The sequence below is a fragment of the Streptomyces caatingaensis genome, assembly GCF_001187435.1.
Lineage (GTDB): Bacteria > Actinomycetota > Actinomycetes > Streptomycetales > Streptomycetaceae > Streptomyces > Streptomyces caatingaensis.
Window position 1 is genome coordinate 665,065 of sequence record NZ_LFXA01000004.1, and the last position, 14,387, is coordinate 679,451.

The window sequence follows — 14,387 nt, forward strand, 5'->3', positions numbered from 1 at the left end:
ACTGCGTTCCTGCACCGCCCGCAGTACTGCTCGCCGTCATGACGCAGCGGTGCTCTGCTCGCGTCGTGACGGAGACCACCGACAACGAGTGAGGAGGACCGGCATCACAGCCACGGCACACCCAGGATCAGCGCTGGTTCTCGCCGTCGGCACACGGCTGCGGCGCCGAGCCCGCAACGCTCAGCTCCACCGCCCCGTCCGCCCCAGCAGCAGGGCCACCGCCGCCGTGCCCGCCGTCGAGGTGCGGAGGACCGTGGGGCCCAGGCGGAACGGGAGGGCGCCGGCGGTCTCGAAGGCGGTCAACTCCTCGGGGGAGACGCCGCCTTCGGGGCCGACGACGAGGACGATGTCGCCCGTCGGGGGGAGGTCCGCCGTGGCCAGGGGGGTGCTGCCCTCCTCGTGGAGGACGGCGGCGAAGGAGGCGCCGGCGAGGAGGGCGCAGACCTGCTTCGTCGTCATCGGGTCGGCGACGGAGGGGAAGCGCAGGCGGCGCGACTGCTTGCCCGCCTCGCGGGCCGTCGAGCGCCACTTGGCCAGGGCCTTCAGGCCCCGGTCGCCCTTCCACTGGGTGATGCAACGGGACGCCGCCCAGGGGACGATGGCGTCGACGCCGGTCTCCGTCATGGTCTCGACGGCGAGTTCGCCGCGGTCGCCCTTCGGGAGGGCCTGGACGACGGTGATCCGCGGCTGCGGCAGGGGTTCCGAGCGGACGGAGGTCACGGCGACCTCCAGGTGGTCCTTGCCGGAGACGGCGGCGACCGTGCCGTGGGCCCCCGTGCCCGCCCCGTCCGTGAGGACGATGTCCTCGCCGACCCGCAGCCGGCGGACGGACACCGCGTGCCGGCCCTCCGGGCCGTCCAGGGCGAAGACCGTGCCGGGGAAGACGCCGGTGAGGGAGTCCTCCTCGACCAGGAAGACCGGCGCTGTCATGACGTACGTCCTCTCGGAGTTCTCATCGGCTCGTCAACGACGCGCGTGCCGCGTCGAGTTCGGCCGCCAGCAGCCCGACGAGCTGCGCCGCCGGAAGTTCGCGGGCCAGCCGGTGGCCCTGGCCCGCCCACAGGTTGAGCGCCTGCGGGTCGCCGGCCGCCGCGGCGGCCCTGCGCAGCGGCGCGGTCAGGTAGTGGACCTGGGGGTACGCGGCCGGCGCGTACGGGCCGTGCTCCCGGAGGAACCGGTTCACCAGCCCCCTGGCCGGGCGGCCGGAGAAGGCCCGCGTCAGCTCGGTCCCGGTGAAGAGCGGGTCGGTCAGGGCCCGCTTGTGCGGCTCGCTCGCGCCGGACTCCGGGCAGGCCAGGAACGCCGTGCCGAGCTGGGCGGCGCGGGCGCCGGCCGCCAGGACGGCGGCTATCTGCGCGCCGCGCATCAGCCCGCCCGCGGCGATCAGCGGCAGCGGCACGCTCTCGCGGACCTCCGCGAGCAGCGCCAGCAGCCCCCTGCCCGCCCCCGCGCCGTCGGCCCGCGGGTCGTCGTGGTGGGTGCCCTGGTGGCCGCCGGCCTCGACGCCCTGCACGCAGAGCGCGTCCGCGCCGGCCTCCCGCGCGGCGAGCGCCTCCGCCACCGACGTCACCGTCACGACGGTCGTCGTGCCCGCCCGGGCGAGCGCCTCGACGTCCGCGGCGGACGGACAGCCGAAGGTGAACGAGACGACGGGCACCGGGTCGTCCAGGAGGATCGCGAGCTTGGCCTCGTACGCGTCGTCCGCCGCGCGGTCCCAGTCGCCGAGCGGGACGTCGTACCAGGTGGCCTCGCCCGCGAGTTGCTCGGCGTAGACCTCCACGGCGGCGGGGTCCGCGACGGGCGGCTGCGGCATGAAGAGGTTCACCCCGAAGGGGCGCCCCGTCAGCGCGCGGAGCTGCTTGACCTCCTCGTACATCGCGGCCGGCGTCTTGTACCCGGCGGCGAGGAAGCCGAGGCCGCCGGCGTCCGACACCGCGGCGGCGAGCGGCGGCCCGGAGGCGCCGCCGGCCATGGGGGCCTGGACGATCGGGAGGCGGAACAGCCCGTCGAGCGGGGTGCGCCGCGCGCGAGCGTGCTCACCGTCGGGTGCGATGGCCATGCCCACATCGTGTCATGCGGCCGCGGGTCGTCCGAATCGGCGGCCTCCTGCCGGCCGGGGCCGCGTCCCGGGCAGGCCGCACGCGGAAACACCCGGAAAGCCGGACGGGCCGGCCGCGCGCCCCGCGCGAAGACCGGCCCGTCCGGGCAAGGGCTACCTACCGCCCGTCGAACGCGTCCTTCAGGCGCGAGAAAAGCCCCTGCTGCCCCGGCTTACCGCGCTCACCCGGGGGGCCACCCCCGGACCCCCGGCCGGACGCCTACCGCCCGTTGAACGCGTCCTTCAGGCGCGAGAAAAGCCCCTGCTGCCCCGGCTTGAACTCGCCCATCGGACGCTCCTCGTTGCGGATCTTGGCGAGCTGGCGGAGCAGCTCCTCCTGCTGGGCGTCCAGCTTGCTCGGCGTCTGCACCTCGACGTGGACGACGAGGTCGCCGCGGCCGCCGCCGCGGAGGTGGGTGACACCGCGCTGGTGCAGCGGGATCGACTGGCCCGACTGCGTGCCGGGGCGGATGTCGATCTCCTCCAGGCCGTCCAGGGTCTCCAGCGGCACCTTCGTGCCCAGCGCCGCCGCGGTCATCGGGATGGTGACCGTGCAGTGCAGGTCGTCACCGCGCCGCTGGAAGACGGGGTGCTGCTTCTCCTGGATCTCGACGTAGAGGTCGCCGGCGGGGCCGCCGCCGGGGCCGACCTCGCCCTCGCCCGCGAGCTGGATGCGGGTGCCCTGGTCGACACCGGCCGGGATCTTGACCGTCAGCGTCCGGCGGGAGCGGACACGGCCGTCGCCCGCGCACTCCGGGCAGGGCGTCGGCACGACCGTGCCGAAACCCTGGCACTGCGGGCAGGGCCGCGAGGTCATGACCTGGCCGAGGAAGGAGCGCGTGACCTGGGAGACCTCGCCGCGGCCGCGGCACATGTCACAGGTCTGGGCGGACGTACCGGGCGCCGCGCCCTCGCCGCTGCACGTGGTGCAGACAACGGCCGTGTCGACCTGGATCTCCTTGGTCGTGCCGAACGTCGCCTCGTTCAGGTCGACTTCGAGCCGGATCATCGCGTCCTGGCCGCGGCGCGTGCGCGAGCGCGGCCCCCGCTGCGACGCCTGGCCGAAGAAGGCGTCCATGATGTCGGAGAAGTTGCCGAAGCCGGCGCCGAAGCCGCCGGCGCCCGCGCCACCGCCGCCCGAGGAGGACAGCGGGTCGCCACCGAGGTCGTAGACCTGCTTCTTCTGCGGGTCGGAGAGCACCTCGTAGGCGGCGTTGATCTCCTTGAACCGCTCCTGGGTCTTGGGATCCGGATTGACGTCCGGGTGCAGCTCGCGGGCGAGGCGGCGGAAGGCCTTCTTGATCTCGTCCTGCGAGGCGTCACGCCGCACGCCCAGGACCGCGTAGTAGTCCGTGGCCACTTACGACTCCGCCAGGATCTGTCCGACGTAACGTGCCACTGCGCGTACCGCTCCCATCGTTCCGGGGTAATCCATGCGGGTCGGTCCGACCACGCCGAGTTTGGCGACGGCCTCGTCGCCCGAACCGTAGCCGACGGCGACGACGGATGTGGAGTTCAGTCCCTCGTGGGCGTTCTCGTGACCGATGCGTACGGTCATGCCCGAGTCCGACGCCTCACCCAGCAGCTTCAGCAGGACGACCTGCTCCTCCAACGCCTCCAGCACGGGCCGGATCGTCAGCGGGAAGTCATGCCCGAAACGGGTGAGATTGGCGGTGCCGCCGATCACCAGCCGCTCCTCGGTGTCCTCCACCAGCGTCTCCAGGAGAACGGCCAGGACCGTAGAAACGGTTCCCCGGTCGTCCTGCTCGAAGACCTCGGGGAGATCCTGCACCAGCTGCGGCACATCCGTGAACCGCCGCCCCACGACACGGCTGTTGAGCCGGGCCCGCAGATCCGCCAGCGTGGTCTCGCCGACGGGCGTCGGGCAGTCCACCATCCGCTGCTCGACCCGGCCGGTGTCCGTGATCAGCACCAGCATCACCCGCGCGGGGGCGAGCGGCAGCAGCTCCACGTGCCGGACGGTGGACCGGGTCAGCGACGGATACTGCACGACCGCCACCTGCCGGGTCAGCTGCGCGAGCAGCCGAACCGTGCGGGCGACGACGTCGTCGAGGTCGACGGCGCCGTCCAGGAAGTTCTGGATGGCGCGGCGCTCCGCGGCGGACAGGGGCTTGACGCCCGCCAGCCGGTCCACGAAGAGGCGGTAGCCCTTGTCGGTGGGGATGCGGCCGGCGCTGGTGTGGGGCTGGGCGATGAAGCCCTCCTCCTCCAGCACGGCCATGTCGTTGCGCACCGTCGCCGGGGACACCCCCAGGTGGTGGCGCTCGGTCAGGGCCTTGGAGCCCACCGGCTCCTCCGTGCCCACGTAGTCCTGGACGATGGCACGCAGCACCTTGAGCCTGCGTTCGCTCAGCATCGCGCGCACCTCCAGTTCCGCGGGCCGCCGTCTCGTGGGTCCTCCCGGGCTCTTACCCGGGTCGTGTGCCTGGCACTCAAAGGTCACGAGTGCCAAAGCCCACACGTCAGTGTACGGCCGGTCCCCGCACACCCGGCAAGGGCAGTGGCTCCCCCCGCCCTGCCGTGCCCCGCCGTGCTCCTCGCCACACTCGGGGCCGCGCCGGGTGGGGGGACGGGCCACCGTACCGCGCCGGCCGTAGCTTCCTGCCATGGAACTTCACGAGGGCGGGCACGACGAGCAGCACACGGGGGCGCACTGGGAGCGGCTCGCGCCGGGGGTGGCGCGGTGCCGGCTGCCCGGCTGGGACGCGACGGCGGGCGCCGTGGCCGGGACGGCGGGCGTCCTGGTCGTCGACGCGGGCGGCTCGCCGGCGGAGGGCGCGGGTGTCCGGCGCGGCGCGGAGGGCCTCTTCGGGCTCCCCGTGACGCATGTCGCCCTCACGCATCCGCACTTCGACCACGTCCTGGGCGCGTCCGCGTTCCCCGGGGCGGTGGTGCACGGGACGACGGGCGACGCGGAGGAGCTGTGCCGGGACGCGGTGGCGTACGGGGTGCCGGCCGGGGCCGCCCGGGACGCGGCCGGCCGGCTGCCCGCCGCGCGGCCCGTCGACGGCGAGCGGGAGATCGGCCTGGGCGGCGGGCGGCGCGTACGGCTCGTCGCGCTCGGCGCGGCCCACAGCCCGGACGACCTCGTGGTGCTCGTGCCGGGCGACCCGGCCGTCGTCTTCTGCGGCGACCTCGTCGAGGAGTCGGGCGAGCCGCAGGCCGGCCCGGACGCCTCCCCCGGCCGCTGGCCGGCCGCGCTCGACCGGCTGCTGGAGCTCGGCGGCGAGGACGCGGTGTACGTGCCCGGGCACGGCGCGGTGGTGGATGCCCGTTTTGTCCGTGAGCAACGCAACGCGCTGGCACGGCGGTTCGGCGTGTCGTGACCCCGGGCGCCGGGTTTTTCCTATCGTCGGCGGGTGCGCAGCCGACAGTACGATCCCGACCTGACCCCGCCGTGGAAGCGGAACACCGCCGTCCCCGAGGTGCCGGCGGACGCGGACCTCGTCGTCGAGGAGGTCACGACCGGCTTCTGCGGGGCGGTGGTGCGGTGCGAGAAGACGGCGCAGGGGCCGGTGGTGACGCTGGAGGACCGCTTCGGGAAGCACCGCGTCTTCCCGCTGTCACCGCGGGGCTTCCTGCTGGAGGGGCGGGTCGTGACCCTCGTCCGGCCCTCCGCGCCCTCCTCGCCCTCCTCGGGCGGCGGTCCGGCCCGTACGGCGTCCGGCTCCCTCGCCGTCCCCGGCGCGCGGGCCCGGGTGGCCCGGGCCGGGCGCATCTACGTCGAGGGGCGGCACGACGCGGAGCTCGTGGAGCGGGTGTGGGGCGACGACCTGCGCATCGAGGGCGTCGTCGTCGAGTACCTCGAGGGCGTCGACGACCTCCCCGCCCTCGTCCGCTCCTTCGCCCCCGGGCCGGACGCGCGGCTCGGGGTGCTGGTGGACCACCTGGTGCCCGGCTCGAAGGAGTCGCGGATCGCGGCCTCCGTGACCGATCCGCACGTCCTCGTCGTCGGCCACCCGTACGTGGACGTCTGGGAGGCCGTGAAACCGGCCTCGGTGGGGATTCCCGGGTGGCCCTCCGTGCCGCGGGGGCAGGACTGGAAGCGGGGGGTGTGTGCGGCGCTGGGTTGGCCGCCGCATACCGGGGCCGCGTGGCAGCGGATCCTGTCGAGCGTGCGCTCGTACAAGGATCTTGAGCCGGCGCTGCTGGGGAGGGTGGAGGAGTTGATCGATTTCGTCACGGCGCCGGGGGTGGGCTGAGCGTTCTCGCTTGCCCCCGCCCCGCCCTTTCACCGTTTCCCCGGGGCTCCGCCCCTCGCCCGGGAACCGCGCTCCGCGCGGCGGGGGGCTGCGCCCTCGCGCCCCGTCGGGGGCTGCGCCCCCTGGCCCCCCGGAACACGCGCTCCGCGCGTGGGCGGGGGCTGCGCCCCCTGCACCCCACCGGGGCTGCGTCCCCTGGCCTCCACAGGACCGTGCTTCGCACGGTTGGAGCGGGGCTGCGCCTCTGCACCCCACCTCGGGGCTACGTCCCCTGGCCCCGCGGGAGCGTGTTCCGCGCGGTTGGAGCGGGGCTGCGCCCCTGCGCCCCCTGGCCCCCGGAACCTGCGCTCCGCGCGTGGGCGGGGGCTGCGCCCCCTGCACCCCCGATCGCGGCCGCGCCGCTCGTCCTCAAGCTCCCCCAGAGGGGTACCCCCAGGACGGGCTGATGTTCAGCCCGTCCTGGGGGTACCCCTCTGGAGTTGGAAGACGAATGCGGCGAAGCCGCACTGCCCCGCGCGGCAGCGCGCAGAAACGGTGAAAGGGCGGGACAGGGGCACCAGGCCGTCCGCAGGACAACCGCGCGAAGCGCGGTTGCGGACCCGCGGGGGCGCAGCGCCAAAGCAAAGCCCGGCCAAAGCAAAATCCAAGGGAGCACAGCCCCGAGGCGGGGTCCAGGGGGCGCAGCCCCCGATGAGGTGCGGGGGTGGAGCCCCGCCCCCGCACGAAGCGCTGTCCCACCCCGGCGCGGAGGGCGCCCTCACCCGCGCGAAGCGCCGCCCCGCGCCCCGCGGCACGGAGCGCCCCCCGCGCCGGCGAACTGGCGCAGGGGCGCAGCCCCTGAGGAAGTGGGTTGGGGGGCGGGGCCGGGGCTCAATCCACCAGGTCGCGGACTACGGCGTCGGCGAGTAGCCGACCCCGCAGCGTCAGCACGGCGCGCCCCTCCGCGTAGGGGCCGGCTTCGAGGAGGCCGTCCGACAAGGCGCGCGCCGCGGCCGCCGCACCGGCGGGGCGGAGGAGGGAGAGCGGGCAGCCGTCCGCGAGGCGGAGTTCGAGGAGGACGCGCTCGACGCGGCGGTCCTCGGCGGAGAGGAGTTCGCGCCCCGCGCCGGGGGAGCGGCCCTCGCTCAGGGCCTGGGCGTAGGCGCCGGGGTGCTTGACGTTCCACCAGCGGACACCGCCGACGTGCGAGTGGGCGCCGGGCCCCGCGCCCCACCAGTCGGCCCCGCGCCAGTACAGCTCGTTGTGGCGGCAGCGCCCGGCCTCGGTCGTGGCCCAGTTGGAGACCTCGTACCAGTGGAAGCCGGCCGCGGAGAGCGTCTCCTCGGCGATGAGGTAGCGGTCGGCGTGGACGTCGTCGTCCGTCATCGGGATCTCGCCGCGGCGGATGCGGCGGGCGAGCCGCGTGCCCTCCTCGACGATCAGCGCGTAGGCGGAGACGTGGTCCGGCCCGGCGCCGATCACCGCGTCCAGCGACGCCCGCCAGTCGTCGTCCGACTCCCCGGGCGTGCCGTAGATCAGGTCCAGGTTGACGTGGTCGAACCCGGCCGCGCGGGCCTCGGCCACGCACGCCTCGGGGCGGCCGGGGGTGTGCGTGCGGTCGAGGACCTTCAGCACGTGCCGCCGGGCGCTCTGCATGCCGAAGGAGACCCGGTTGAAGCCGGCCTCGCGCAGCTCCGCGAGGTAGCGGGGGTCGACGGAGTCCGGGTTGGCCTCGGTGGTGACCTCGGCGCCGGGCGCCAGCCCGAACTCGTCGCGGATGACGGCCAGCATGCGGCCCAGGTCCGCCGCGGGCAGCAGCGTCGGCGTGCCGCCGCCGACGAAGACGGTCTCGACGGGGCGCGGGTCGTCGCCGAGGACCTTGCGCGCGAGGCGGATCTCCTCGGCGACGGTGCCGGCGTAGGTCTCCCGGGAGGCGAGCGCGCCGCCGGAGCCGCGCAGCTCGCTCGCGGTGTAGGTGTTGAAGTCGCAGTACCCGCAGCGGGTGGCGCAGTAGGGAACGTGCAGGTAGAAGCCGAGCGGGCGCTGCCCGGAGCCGTCGAGGGCAGGGCGGGGCAGCGACCCGTCCTCGGGCATGGGCTCGCCGTCGGGCAGTGCGGAAGGCATGAGCCCATTGTCCGTCATCCGGACGGTCAGGCCTCCCGGGCGCCCTCGTACATCTCCTCGATCAGGTCCTTGTAGGTGCGCTCGACCGCCGGCCGCTTGAGCTTGAGGCTCGGCGTGAGCTCGCCGTGCTCCACGTCCAGCTCCCTCGGCAGCAGCCGGAACTTCTTGATCGTCTGCCAGCGCTGGAGGCCGTCGTTGAGCCGCCGCACGTACGCGTCGATCAGCTCGTTGGTCTGCGGGGCGGCGACCACTTCGGCGTACGTCCGGCCGCCGAGGCCGTGGTCGGCGGCCCACTTGAGGATCGAGGGCTCGTCGAGGGCGATCAGGGCGGTGCAGTAGTTGCGGTCGGCGCCGTGCACCAGGATGTGGGAGACGAAGGGGCAGATGCCCTTGAAGCGGCCCTCGATCTCGGCGGGCGCGACGTACTTCCCGCCGGAGGTCTTGATCAGGTCCTTCTTGCGGTCGGTGATGCGCAGGAAGCCGTCGGGCGACAGTTCGCCGATGTCGCCGGTGTGGAACCAGCCGTCGGGTTCGAGGACTTCGGCGGTGCGCTCGGGCTGGCCGTGGTAGCCCGTCATGACGCCGGGGCTGCGCAGCAGCACCTCGCCGTCGTCCGCGATGCGGACCTCGGTGCCGGGCACGGGCTTGCCGACGGTGCCGGTGCGGTACGCCTCGCCGGGGTTGACGAAGCTGGCGGCGCTGGTCTCGGTGAGGCCGTAGCCCTCCAGGATGTGGATGCCGGCGCCGGAGAAGAAGAAGCCGATGTCGGGGGCGAGGCCGGAGGCCCCGGAGATGCAGGCGCGCAGCCGGCCGCCGAACGCCTCGCGGATCTTGGCGTAGACGAGCACGTCGGCGGCCCGGTGCCGGACGGCGAGCCCGAAGGGGACCGAACGGCTGCCGGTGCGGCGGAAGTTGTCCTGGGAGACCCGCGCGTACTCGCGGGCCGTGTCGGCGGCCCAGCGGAAGATCCGGTACTTGAGCCCGCCGGCTTCGCGGGCCTTGGCGGCGACGCCGTTGTAGACCTTCTCGAAGACCCGGGGGACGGCGGCCATATAGGTCGGCCGGACGACCGGCAGATTCTCGATGATCTTGTCCTGGCGGCCGTCCACGGCGGTGACGTGGCCCAGCGCGATGTGCCCGGCGGTCAGCACCTTGCCGAAGACGTGGGCGAGCGGCAGCCACAGGTACTGGACGTCGTCGGGGCGGGCGAGCCCGGTGGCCTCGATGGCGCGGGCCATGTACGACCAGGCGTCGTGCGCGAGACAGACGCCCTTGGGGCGGCCGGTGGTGCCCGAGGTGTAGATGAGCGTGGCGAGTTGGTCGGCGCGCAGGGCGGCGACGCGCTCCTTCACCAGCCCGGGGGTCTTCTCCAGCCGTGCGGCGCCGCGCCGTTCGAGCTCGGCGAGGGAGAGCACCCAGCCGTCCGGGTCGCCCTCGGCGGCGACGGCGTCGGCCTCGTCGATCACCACCACGTGGGCCAGGTGCGGGAGTTCGTCCCGCTGCTCGCGGGCCTTGGCGAGCTGGGCGGCGTTCTCGGCGATCAGCACGCGGCTCTCGGAGTCGGAGAGCATGTACGCCGACTCCTCGGCGTTGGTGCTGGGGTAGATCGGGGTGGTGGCGGCGCCCGAGCAGAGGATGCCGAGGTCGGCGAGTATCCACTCCAGCCGGGTGCTGGAGGCGAGCGCCACCCGCTGCTGGGGCTCGATGCCCAGCTCGACGAGGCCGGCGGCGACGGCGAAGACCCGTTCGGCGGCCTCCCGCCAGGTCATGGAGACCCAGGCGGAGGGGCCGCGGCCGCCGAGGGAGGGGACGGGGTGGCGGTACGCCTCGGCGTCGGGGGTCGCCTCGACGCGGTCGAGGAAGAGCGTCGCCACGGAGGGCGGCCGGTTGTCGATCAGGGACTGTGCGTCGGTCACGGCATCCTCCGGGGCCCGCCTCGTTGCTGGGTGACTCGTGAGTAACCTTGGAGCAGTGATCAGAGTAGAGGCCATGCGCCCGTCACGTAAGGGGACGTGACCCCCGTACCCGCGGCGGCACGGAAAATGCCCGCCCCCGGTGCGGGGACGGGCATTCCCACGAGCGGTCGCGGGCGGCCGCTACTTCTTCTTCTCGCCGCCGCTGTCGTCCGTGGACAGCACCGCGATGAAGGCCTCCTGGGGCACCTCCACGCTGCCGACCATCTTCATGCGCTTCTTGCCCTCCTTCTGCTTCTCCAGCAGCTTCCGCTTGCGGGAGATGTCACCGCCGTAGCACTTGGCGAGGACGTCCTTGCGGATGGCGCGGACGGTCTCGCGGGCGATGACGCGGGAGCCGATGGCGGCCTGGATGGGCACCTCGAAGTTCTGCCGCGGGATGAGCTCGCGCAGCTTGGCGACGAGCCGGACGCCGTACGCGTACGCCTTGTCCTTGTGCGTGATCGCGGAGAACGCGTCGACCTTGTCGCCGTGCAGCAGGATGTCGACCTTGACCAGGTCGGAGATCTGCTCGCCGGTGGGCTCGTAGTCCAGCGACGCGTAGCCGCGGGTCTTGGACTTGAGCTGGTCGAAGAAGTCGAAGACGACCTCGGCGAGGGGCAGCGTGTAGCGGATCTCGACGCGGTCCTCGGAGAGGTAGTCCATGCCCATCAGGACACCGCGGCGGGTCTGGCACAGCTCCATGATCGCGCCGATGAACTCGCTGGGCGCCAGGATCGTGGCCCGGACGACCGGCTCGTGCACCTCGGCGATCTTCCCGGTGGGGAACTCGCTGGGGTTGGTGACCTCGTGCTCGGTGCCGTCCTCCATGAGGACGCGGTAGATCACGTTGGGCGCGGTGGCGATCAGGTCGAGGCCGAACTCGCGCTCCAGGCGCTCGCGGATGACCTCCAGGTGCAGCAGGCCCAGGAAGCCGACGCGGAAGCCGAAGCCGAGCGCGGCGGAGGTCTCCGGCTCGTAGACCAGGGCGGCGTCGTTGAGCTGGAGCTTGTCGAGGGCCTCGCGCAGCTCCGGGTAGTCCGAGCCGTCCAGCGGGTACAGGCCCGAGAAGACCATCGGCTTCGGGTCCTTGTAGCCGCCCAGCGGCTCGGTGGCACCGCCCTGGAACTGGGTGATCGTGTCACCCACCTTGGACTGGCGGACGTCCTTCACACCCGTGATCAGATAGCCCACCTCGCCGACGGAGAGGCCGTCGGCGGGCAGCATCTCGGGCGAGTTGGTGCCGATCTCCAAGAGCTCGTGGGCCGCGCCGGTGGACATCATCTTGATGCGCTCGCGCTTGCTCAGCGTGCCGTCGACGACCTTGACGTACGTCACGACGCCCCGGTACGCGTCGTAGACCGAGTCGAAGATCATCGCACGGGCGGGGGCGTCCTTGACGCCGACCGGGGCCGGGACGTCGCGGACGACGCGGTCGAGCAGCTCGGGGACGCCGACGCCGGTCTTGGCGGAGACCTTGAGGACGTCGGACGGGTCGCAGCCGACGAGGTTCGCCAGCTCGGCGGCGAACTTCTCCGGCTGGGCGGCCGGCAGGTCGATCTTGTTGAGCACCGGGATGATCGTGAGGTCGTTCTCCATCGCCAGGTAGAGGTTGGCGAGGGTCTGGGCCTCGATGCCCTGGGCGGCGTCCACCAGGAGGATGCAGCCCTCGCACGCGGCGAGGGAGCGGGAGACCTCGTAGGTGAAGTCGACGTGGCCCGGGGTGTCGATCATGTTGAGGATGTGAGTCGTCCCCGACTCGTCCTCGGTCGGTGCCCAGGGCAGGCGGACCGCCTGCGACTTGATCGTGATGCCGCGCTCGCGCTCGATGTCCATCCGGTCGAGGTACTGCGCACGCATCTGCCGCTGGTCGACCACACCGGTCAGCTGGAGCATCCGGTCGGCGAGCGTCGACTTGCCGTGGTCGATGTGCGCGATGATGCAGAAGTTGCGGATCAGAGCCGGGTCGGTACGGCTCGGCTCGGGCACGTTGGTAGGGGTCGCGGGCACGCAGGATCCATTCGGTGACTTCGGCGTTTGCACGCCAGCCTCGGCGGGAGTCGGGTATACGACGCCTCCATGGTCCCATGAGCGGGCGCCACCGTCCGGTTTGGGAGGGTGCGGATCCTGCTGGTAGCCTGGACCACTGTGCTTCGCGACCCTCTCATGCGCGGGGCACGCTCTTGACATCCAACGAACCTGAAAAGGCTCTTTTCGTGGCGAACATCAAGTCCCAGATCAAGCGGAACAAGACCAACGAGAAGGCGCGCCTGCGCAACAAGGCCGTCAAGTCCTCGGTCAAGACCGCCATCCGCTCGGCCCGCGAGGCCATCGCCGCCGGTGACGCCGAGAAGGCCGTCGCCGCGGTGCGCCTGGCCGGCAAGAAGCTCGACAAGGCCGCCAGCAAGGGCGTCATCCACAAGAACGCCGCCGCCAACAAGAAGTCGGCGCTGGCGAAGCTGGTCGCCGCCAAGTAAGGCTCCGGCCCTGCCGCCGGTCGGGATTCAGCGGACCCTCTCAACCGCTCCTGGTCGGCAACCTGCCGCACACGGTCGTTCGCCACGCGGGTGCGGCGCTTGAGCCTTCGGCTCGTGATCTTTTCGGAGGCCCGGCCTCTGCCCTTTCCCCGGGGCAGACGCCGGGCCTCCGTTGTGTCTGCCCCGGACCCGCTACCCGCGTGCCCGCGCCGCCCGCGCGACCGCCACCACCGCCTTCTCCAGGGCGTACTCGGGGTCGTCGCCGCCGCCCTTGACGCCCGCGTCGGCCTCGGCGACGGCGCGGAGGGCCGCGGCCACGCCGTCGGCCGTCCAGCCCCGCATCTGCTGCCGGACGCGGTCGATCTTCCAGGGCGGCATGCCGAGCTCGCGGGCCAGGTCGCCGGGGCGGGCGCCGCGCGGGGCGGAGGCCAGCTTGCCGATCGAACGGACGCCCTGGGCGAGGGCGCTGGTGATCAGGACGGGGGCGACGCCGGTCGCCATCGCCCAGCGGAGGGCCTCCAGGGCCTCCGCGGCCCGCCCCTCGACCGCGCGGTCGGCGACGGTGAAGCTGGACGCCTCCGCCCGGCCCGTGTAGTACCGGCCGACGACGGCCTCGTCGATCACGCCCTCGATGTCGGCCACCAGCTGCGCACAGGCGCTGGCCAGCTCACGCAGGTCGCTGCCGATGGCGTCCACGAGGGCCTGGCAGGCCTCCGGCGTCGCCGAGCGGCCGAAGGCGCGGAACTCGCCCCGGACGAACGCCAGCCGGTCCGCCGGCTTGGTCATCTTCGCGCAGGCGACCTCCCGGGCACCGGCCTTGCGGGCCGCGTCCAGCAGGCCCTTGCCCTTGGCGCCGCCGGCGTGGAGCAGCACGAGGGTGATCTCCTCGGCGGGGGCCGCGAGGTACGCCTTGACGTCCTTGACCGTGTCCGCCGAGAGGTCCTGCGCGTTGCGCACGACCACGACCTTGCGCTCGGCGAACAGCGACGGGCTGGTCAGCTCGGCGAGGGTGCCGGGCTGGAGGGCGTCGGGGGTGAGGTCGCGGACGTCGGTGTCCGCGTCGGCCGCGCGGGCGGCCGCCACCACCTCCCGCACGGCGCGGTCGAGGAGGAGTTCCTCCTGCCCCACGGCGAGGGTCACGGGAGCGAGGACGTCGTCGTTTGCAGTCTTCCTGGCCATCGCGTCCAGCATCCCACGCGCTACCGACACCCCCCTCCGCCGAGGCCCGGACCCTGTCGCACAATGAGCGGGTGAGCAGCGCTTCCTTCCCCTCCGACGCCGTGTATCCGGCCCACCGCCGCCATCTGCTGGTGCTCCCCGACCGGGACGCCGCCGAGGAGGCGGCCGAGCTGGCCGGCGAGCGTTTCGGCCTGGACGAGGAGCCGCAGATCGTCCGGGAGGCACTGGCCGGGGAGGACGACGCGGAGGACGCCCAGTGGCTGGTGGTCCTGGAGGACCCGGACGGCACCCTGGACACGGTGGCCCTGCGCGAGCTGGCCGAGGAGTACGACGGCTGGGTCGAGGTGGAGTGACT

12 protein-coding genes are annotated in these 14,387 nt (G+C 73.2%); 4 read left to right on the forward strand and 8 right to left on the reverse strand.

The annotated features are described in order from the left end of the window. Positions 1-180: 180 nt before the first annotated feature. From AC230_RS10430 to hrcA, 4 genes are all read right to left on the reverse strand, one after another. On the reverse strand, positions 181-930 hold the full coding sequence (locus AC230_RS10430) for a 16S rRNA (uracil(1498)-N(3))-methyltransferase (protein ID WP_049715785.1): 750 nt from the start codon (positions 928-930) through the stop codon (positions 181-183). Positions 931-952: 22 nt separating this feature from the next. Beyond that, positions 953-2,059, reverse strand: a complete 1,107-nt coding sequence (locus AC230_RS10435; RefSeq protein ID WP_049715786.1) for a nitronate monooxygenase — start codon at positions 2,057-2,059, stop codon at positions 953-955. Positions 2,060-2,318: 259 nt separating this feature from the next. Next, a complete protein-coding gene (gene dnaJ, locus AC230_RS10440; protein WP_049715787.1) occupies positions 2,319-3,458 on the reverse strand; it encodes a molecular chaperone DnaJ in 1,140 nt (379 codons plus the stop codon). Further along, a complete protein-coding gene (gene hrcA / locus AC230_RS10445; RefSeq protein ID WP_049715893.1) occupies positions 3,459-4,475 on the reverse strand; it encodes a heat-inducible transcriptional repressor HrcA in 1,017 nt (338 codons plus the stop codon). A 250-nt stretch (positions 4,476-4,725) separates the two neighbouring features. Here hrcA and AC230_RS10450 point away from each other — a divergent pair, with 250 nt between their 5' ends. Next, positions 4,726-5,445, forward strand: coding sequence for an MBL fold metallo-hydrolase (locus AC230_RS10450; protein WP_049715788.1), 720 nt, complete (start codon positions 4,726-4,728; stop codon positions 5,443-5,445). A 33-nt stretch (positions 5,446-5,478) separates the two neighbouring features. After that, positions 5,479-6,321: a DUF3097 domain-containing protein gene (locus tag AC230_RS10455; RefSeq protein WP_049715789.1), complete on the forward strand. Its 843-nt coding sequence runs from the start codon at positions 5,479-5,481 to the stop codon at positions 6,319-6,321. 870 nt (positions 6,322-7,191) lie between these two features. Here AC230_RS10455 and hemW read toward each other — a convergent pair. The 3 genes from hemW to lepA all read right to left on the reverse strand — a co-directional run bounded on the left by hemW (position 7,192) and on the right by lepA (position 12,386). Beyond that, positions 7,192-8,424 carry a radical SAM family heme chaperone HemW gene (gene hemW / locus AC230_RS10460; RefSeq protein WP_049715790.1) on the reverse strand — a complete coding sequence of 411 codons (1,233 nt, stop codon included), beginning with the start codon at positions 8,422-8,424 and terminating at the stop codon, positions 7,192-7,194. Positions 8,425-8,450: 26 nt separating this feature from the next. Beyond that, a complete protein-coding gene (locus AC230_RS10465) occupies positions 8,451-10,340 on the reverse strand; it encodes an AMP-dependent synthetase/ligase (RefSeq protein ID WP_049715791.1) in 1,890 nt (629 codons plus the stop codon). Between the two features lie 180 nt (positions 10,341-10,520). After that, a complete protein-coding gene (gene lepA / locus AC230_RS10470; protein ID WP_078871115.1) occupies positions 10,521-12,386 on the reverse strand; it encodes a translation elongation factor 4 in 1,866 nt (621 codons plus the stop codon). Between the two features lie 206 nt (positions 12,387-12,592). Here lepA and rpsT point away from each other — a divergent pair, with 206 nt between their 5' ends. Then, on the forward strand, positions 12,593-12,853 hold the full coding sequence (gene rpsT, locus AC230_RS10475) for a 30S ribosomal protein S20 (protein ID WP_049715793.1): 261 nt from the start codon (positions 12,593-12,595) through the stop codon (positions 12,851-12,853). A gap of 192 nt (positions 12,854-13,045) precedes the next feature. On the opposite strand, the gene holA is transcribed toward rpsT, so the two are convergent. After that, positions 13,046-14,044, reverse strand: a complete 999-nt coding sequence (gene holA / locus AC230_RS33575) for a DNA polymerase III subunit delta (protein ID WP_078871140.1) — start codon at positions 14,042-14,044, stop codon at positions 13,046-13,048. Positions 14,045-14,133: 89 nt separating this feature from the next. On the opposite strand from holA, the gene AC230_RS33580 reads away from it, so the two are divergent. Beyond that, positions 14,134-14,385 (forward strand): hypothetical protein, encoded by a 252-nt coding sequence (locus AC230_RS33580; RefSeq protein ID WP_078871141.1) that lies wholly within the window; start codon positions 14,134-14,136, stop codon positions 14,383-14,385. Positions 14,386-14,387 lie beyond the last annotated feature (2 nt).

Coding starts and splice junctions, on each gene's coding strand:
- hemW (WP_049715790.1), bottom strand. CDS start 8,424: ATGCCTTCCGCACTGCCCGACGGCGAGCCCATGCCCGAGGACGGGTCG.
- AC230_RS10435 (WP_049715786.1), bottom strand. CDS start 2,059: ATGGCCATCGCACCCGACGGTGAGCACGCTCGCGCGCGGCGCACCCCG.
- holA (WP_078871140.1), bottom strand. CDS start 14,044: ATGCTGGACGCGATGGCCAGGAAGACTGCAAACGACGACGTCCTCGCT.
- AC230_RS10450 (WP_049715788.1), top strand. CDS start 4,726: ATGGAACTTCACGAGGGCGGGCACGACGAGCAGCACACGGGGGCGCAC.
- AC230_RS10430 (WP_049715785.1), bottom strand. CDS start 930: ATGACAGCGCCGGTCTTCCTGGTCGAGGAGGACTCCCTCACCGGCGTC.
- hrcA (WP_049715893.1), bottom strand. CDS start 4,475: ATGCTGAGCGAACGCAGGCTCAAGGTGCTGCGTGCCATCGTCCAGGAC.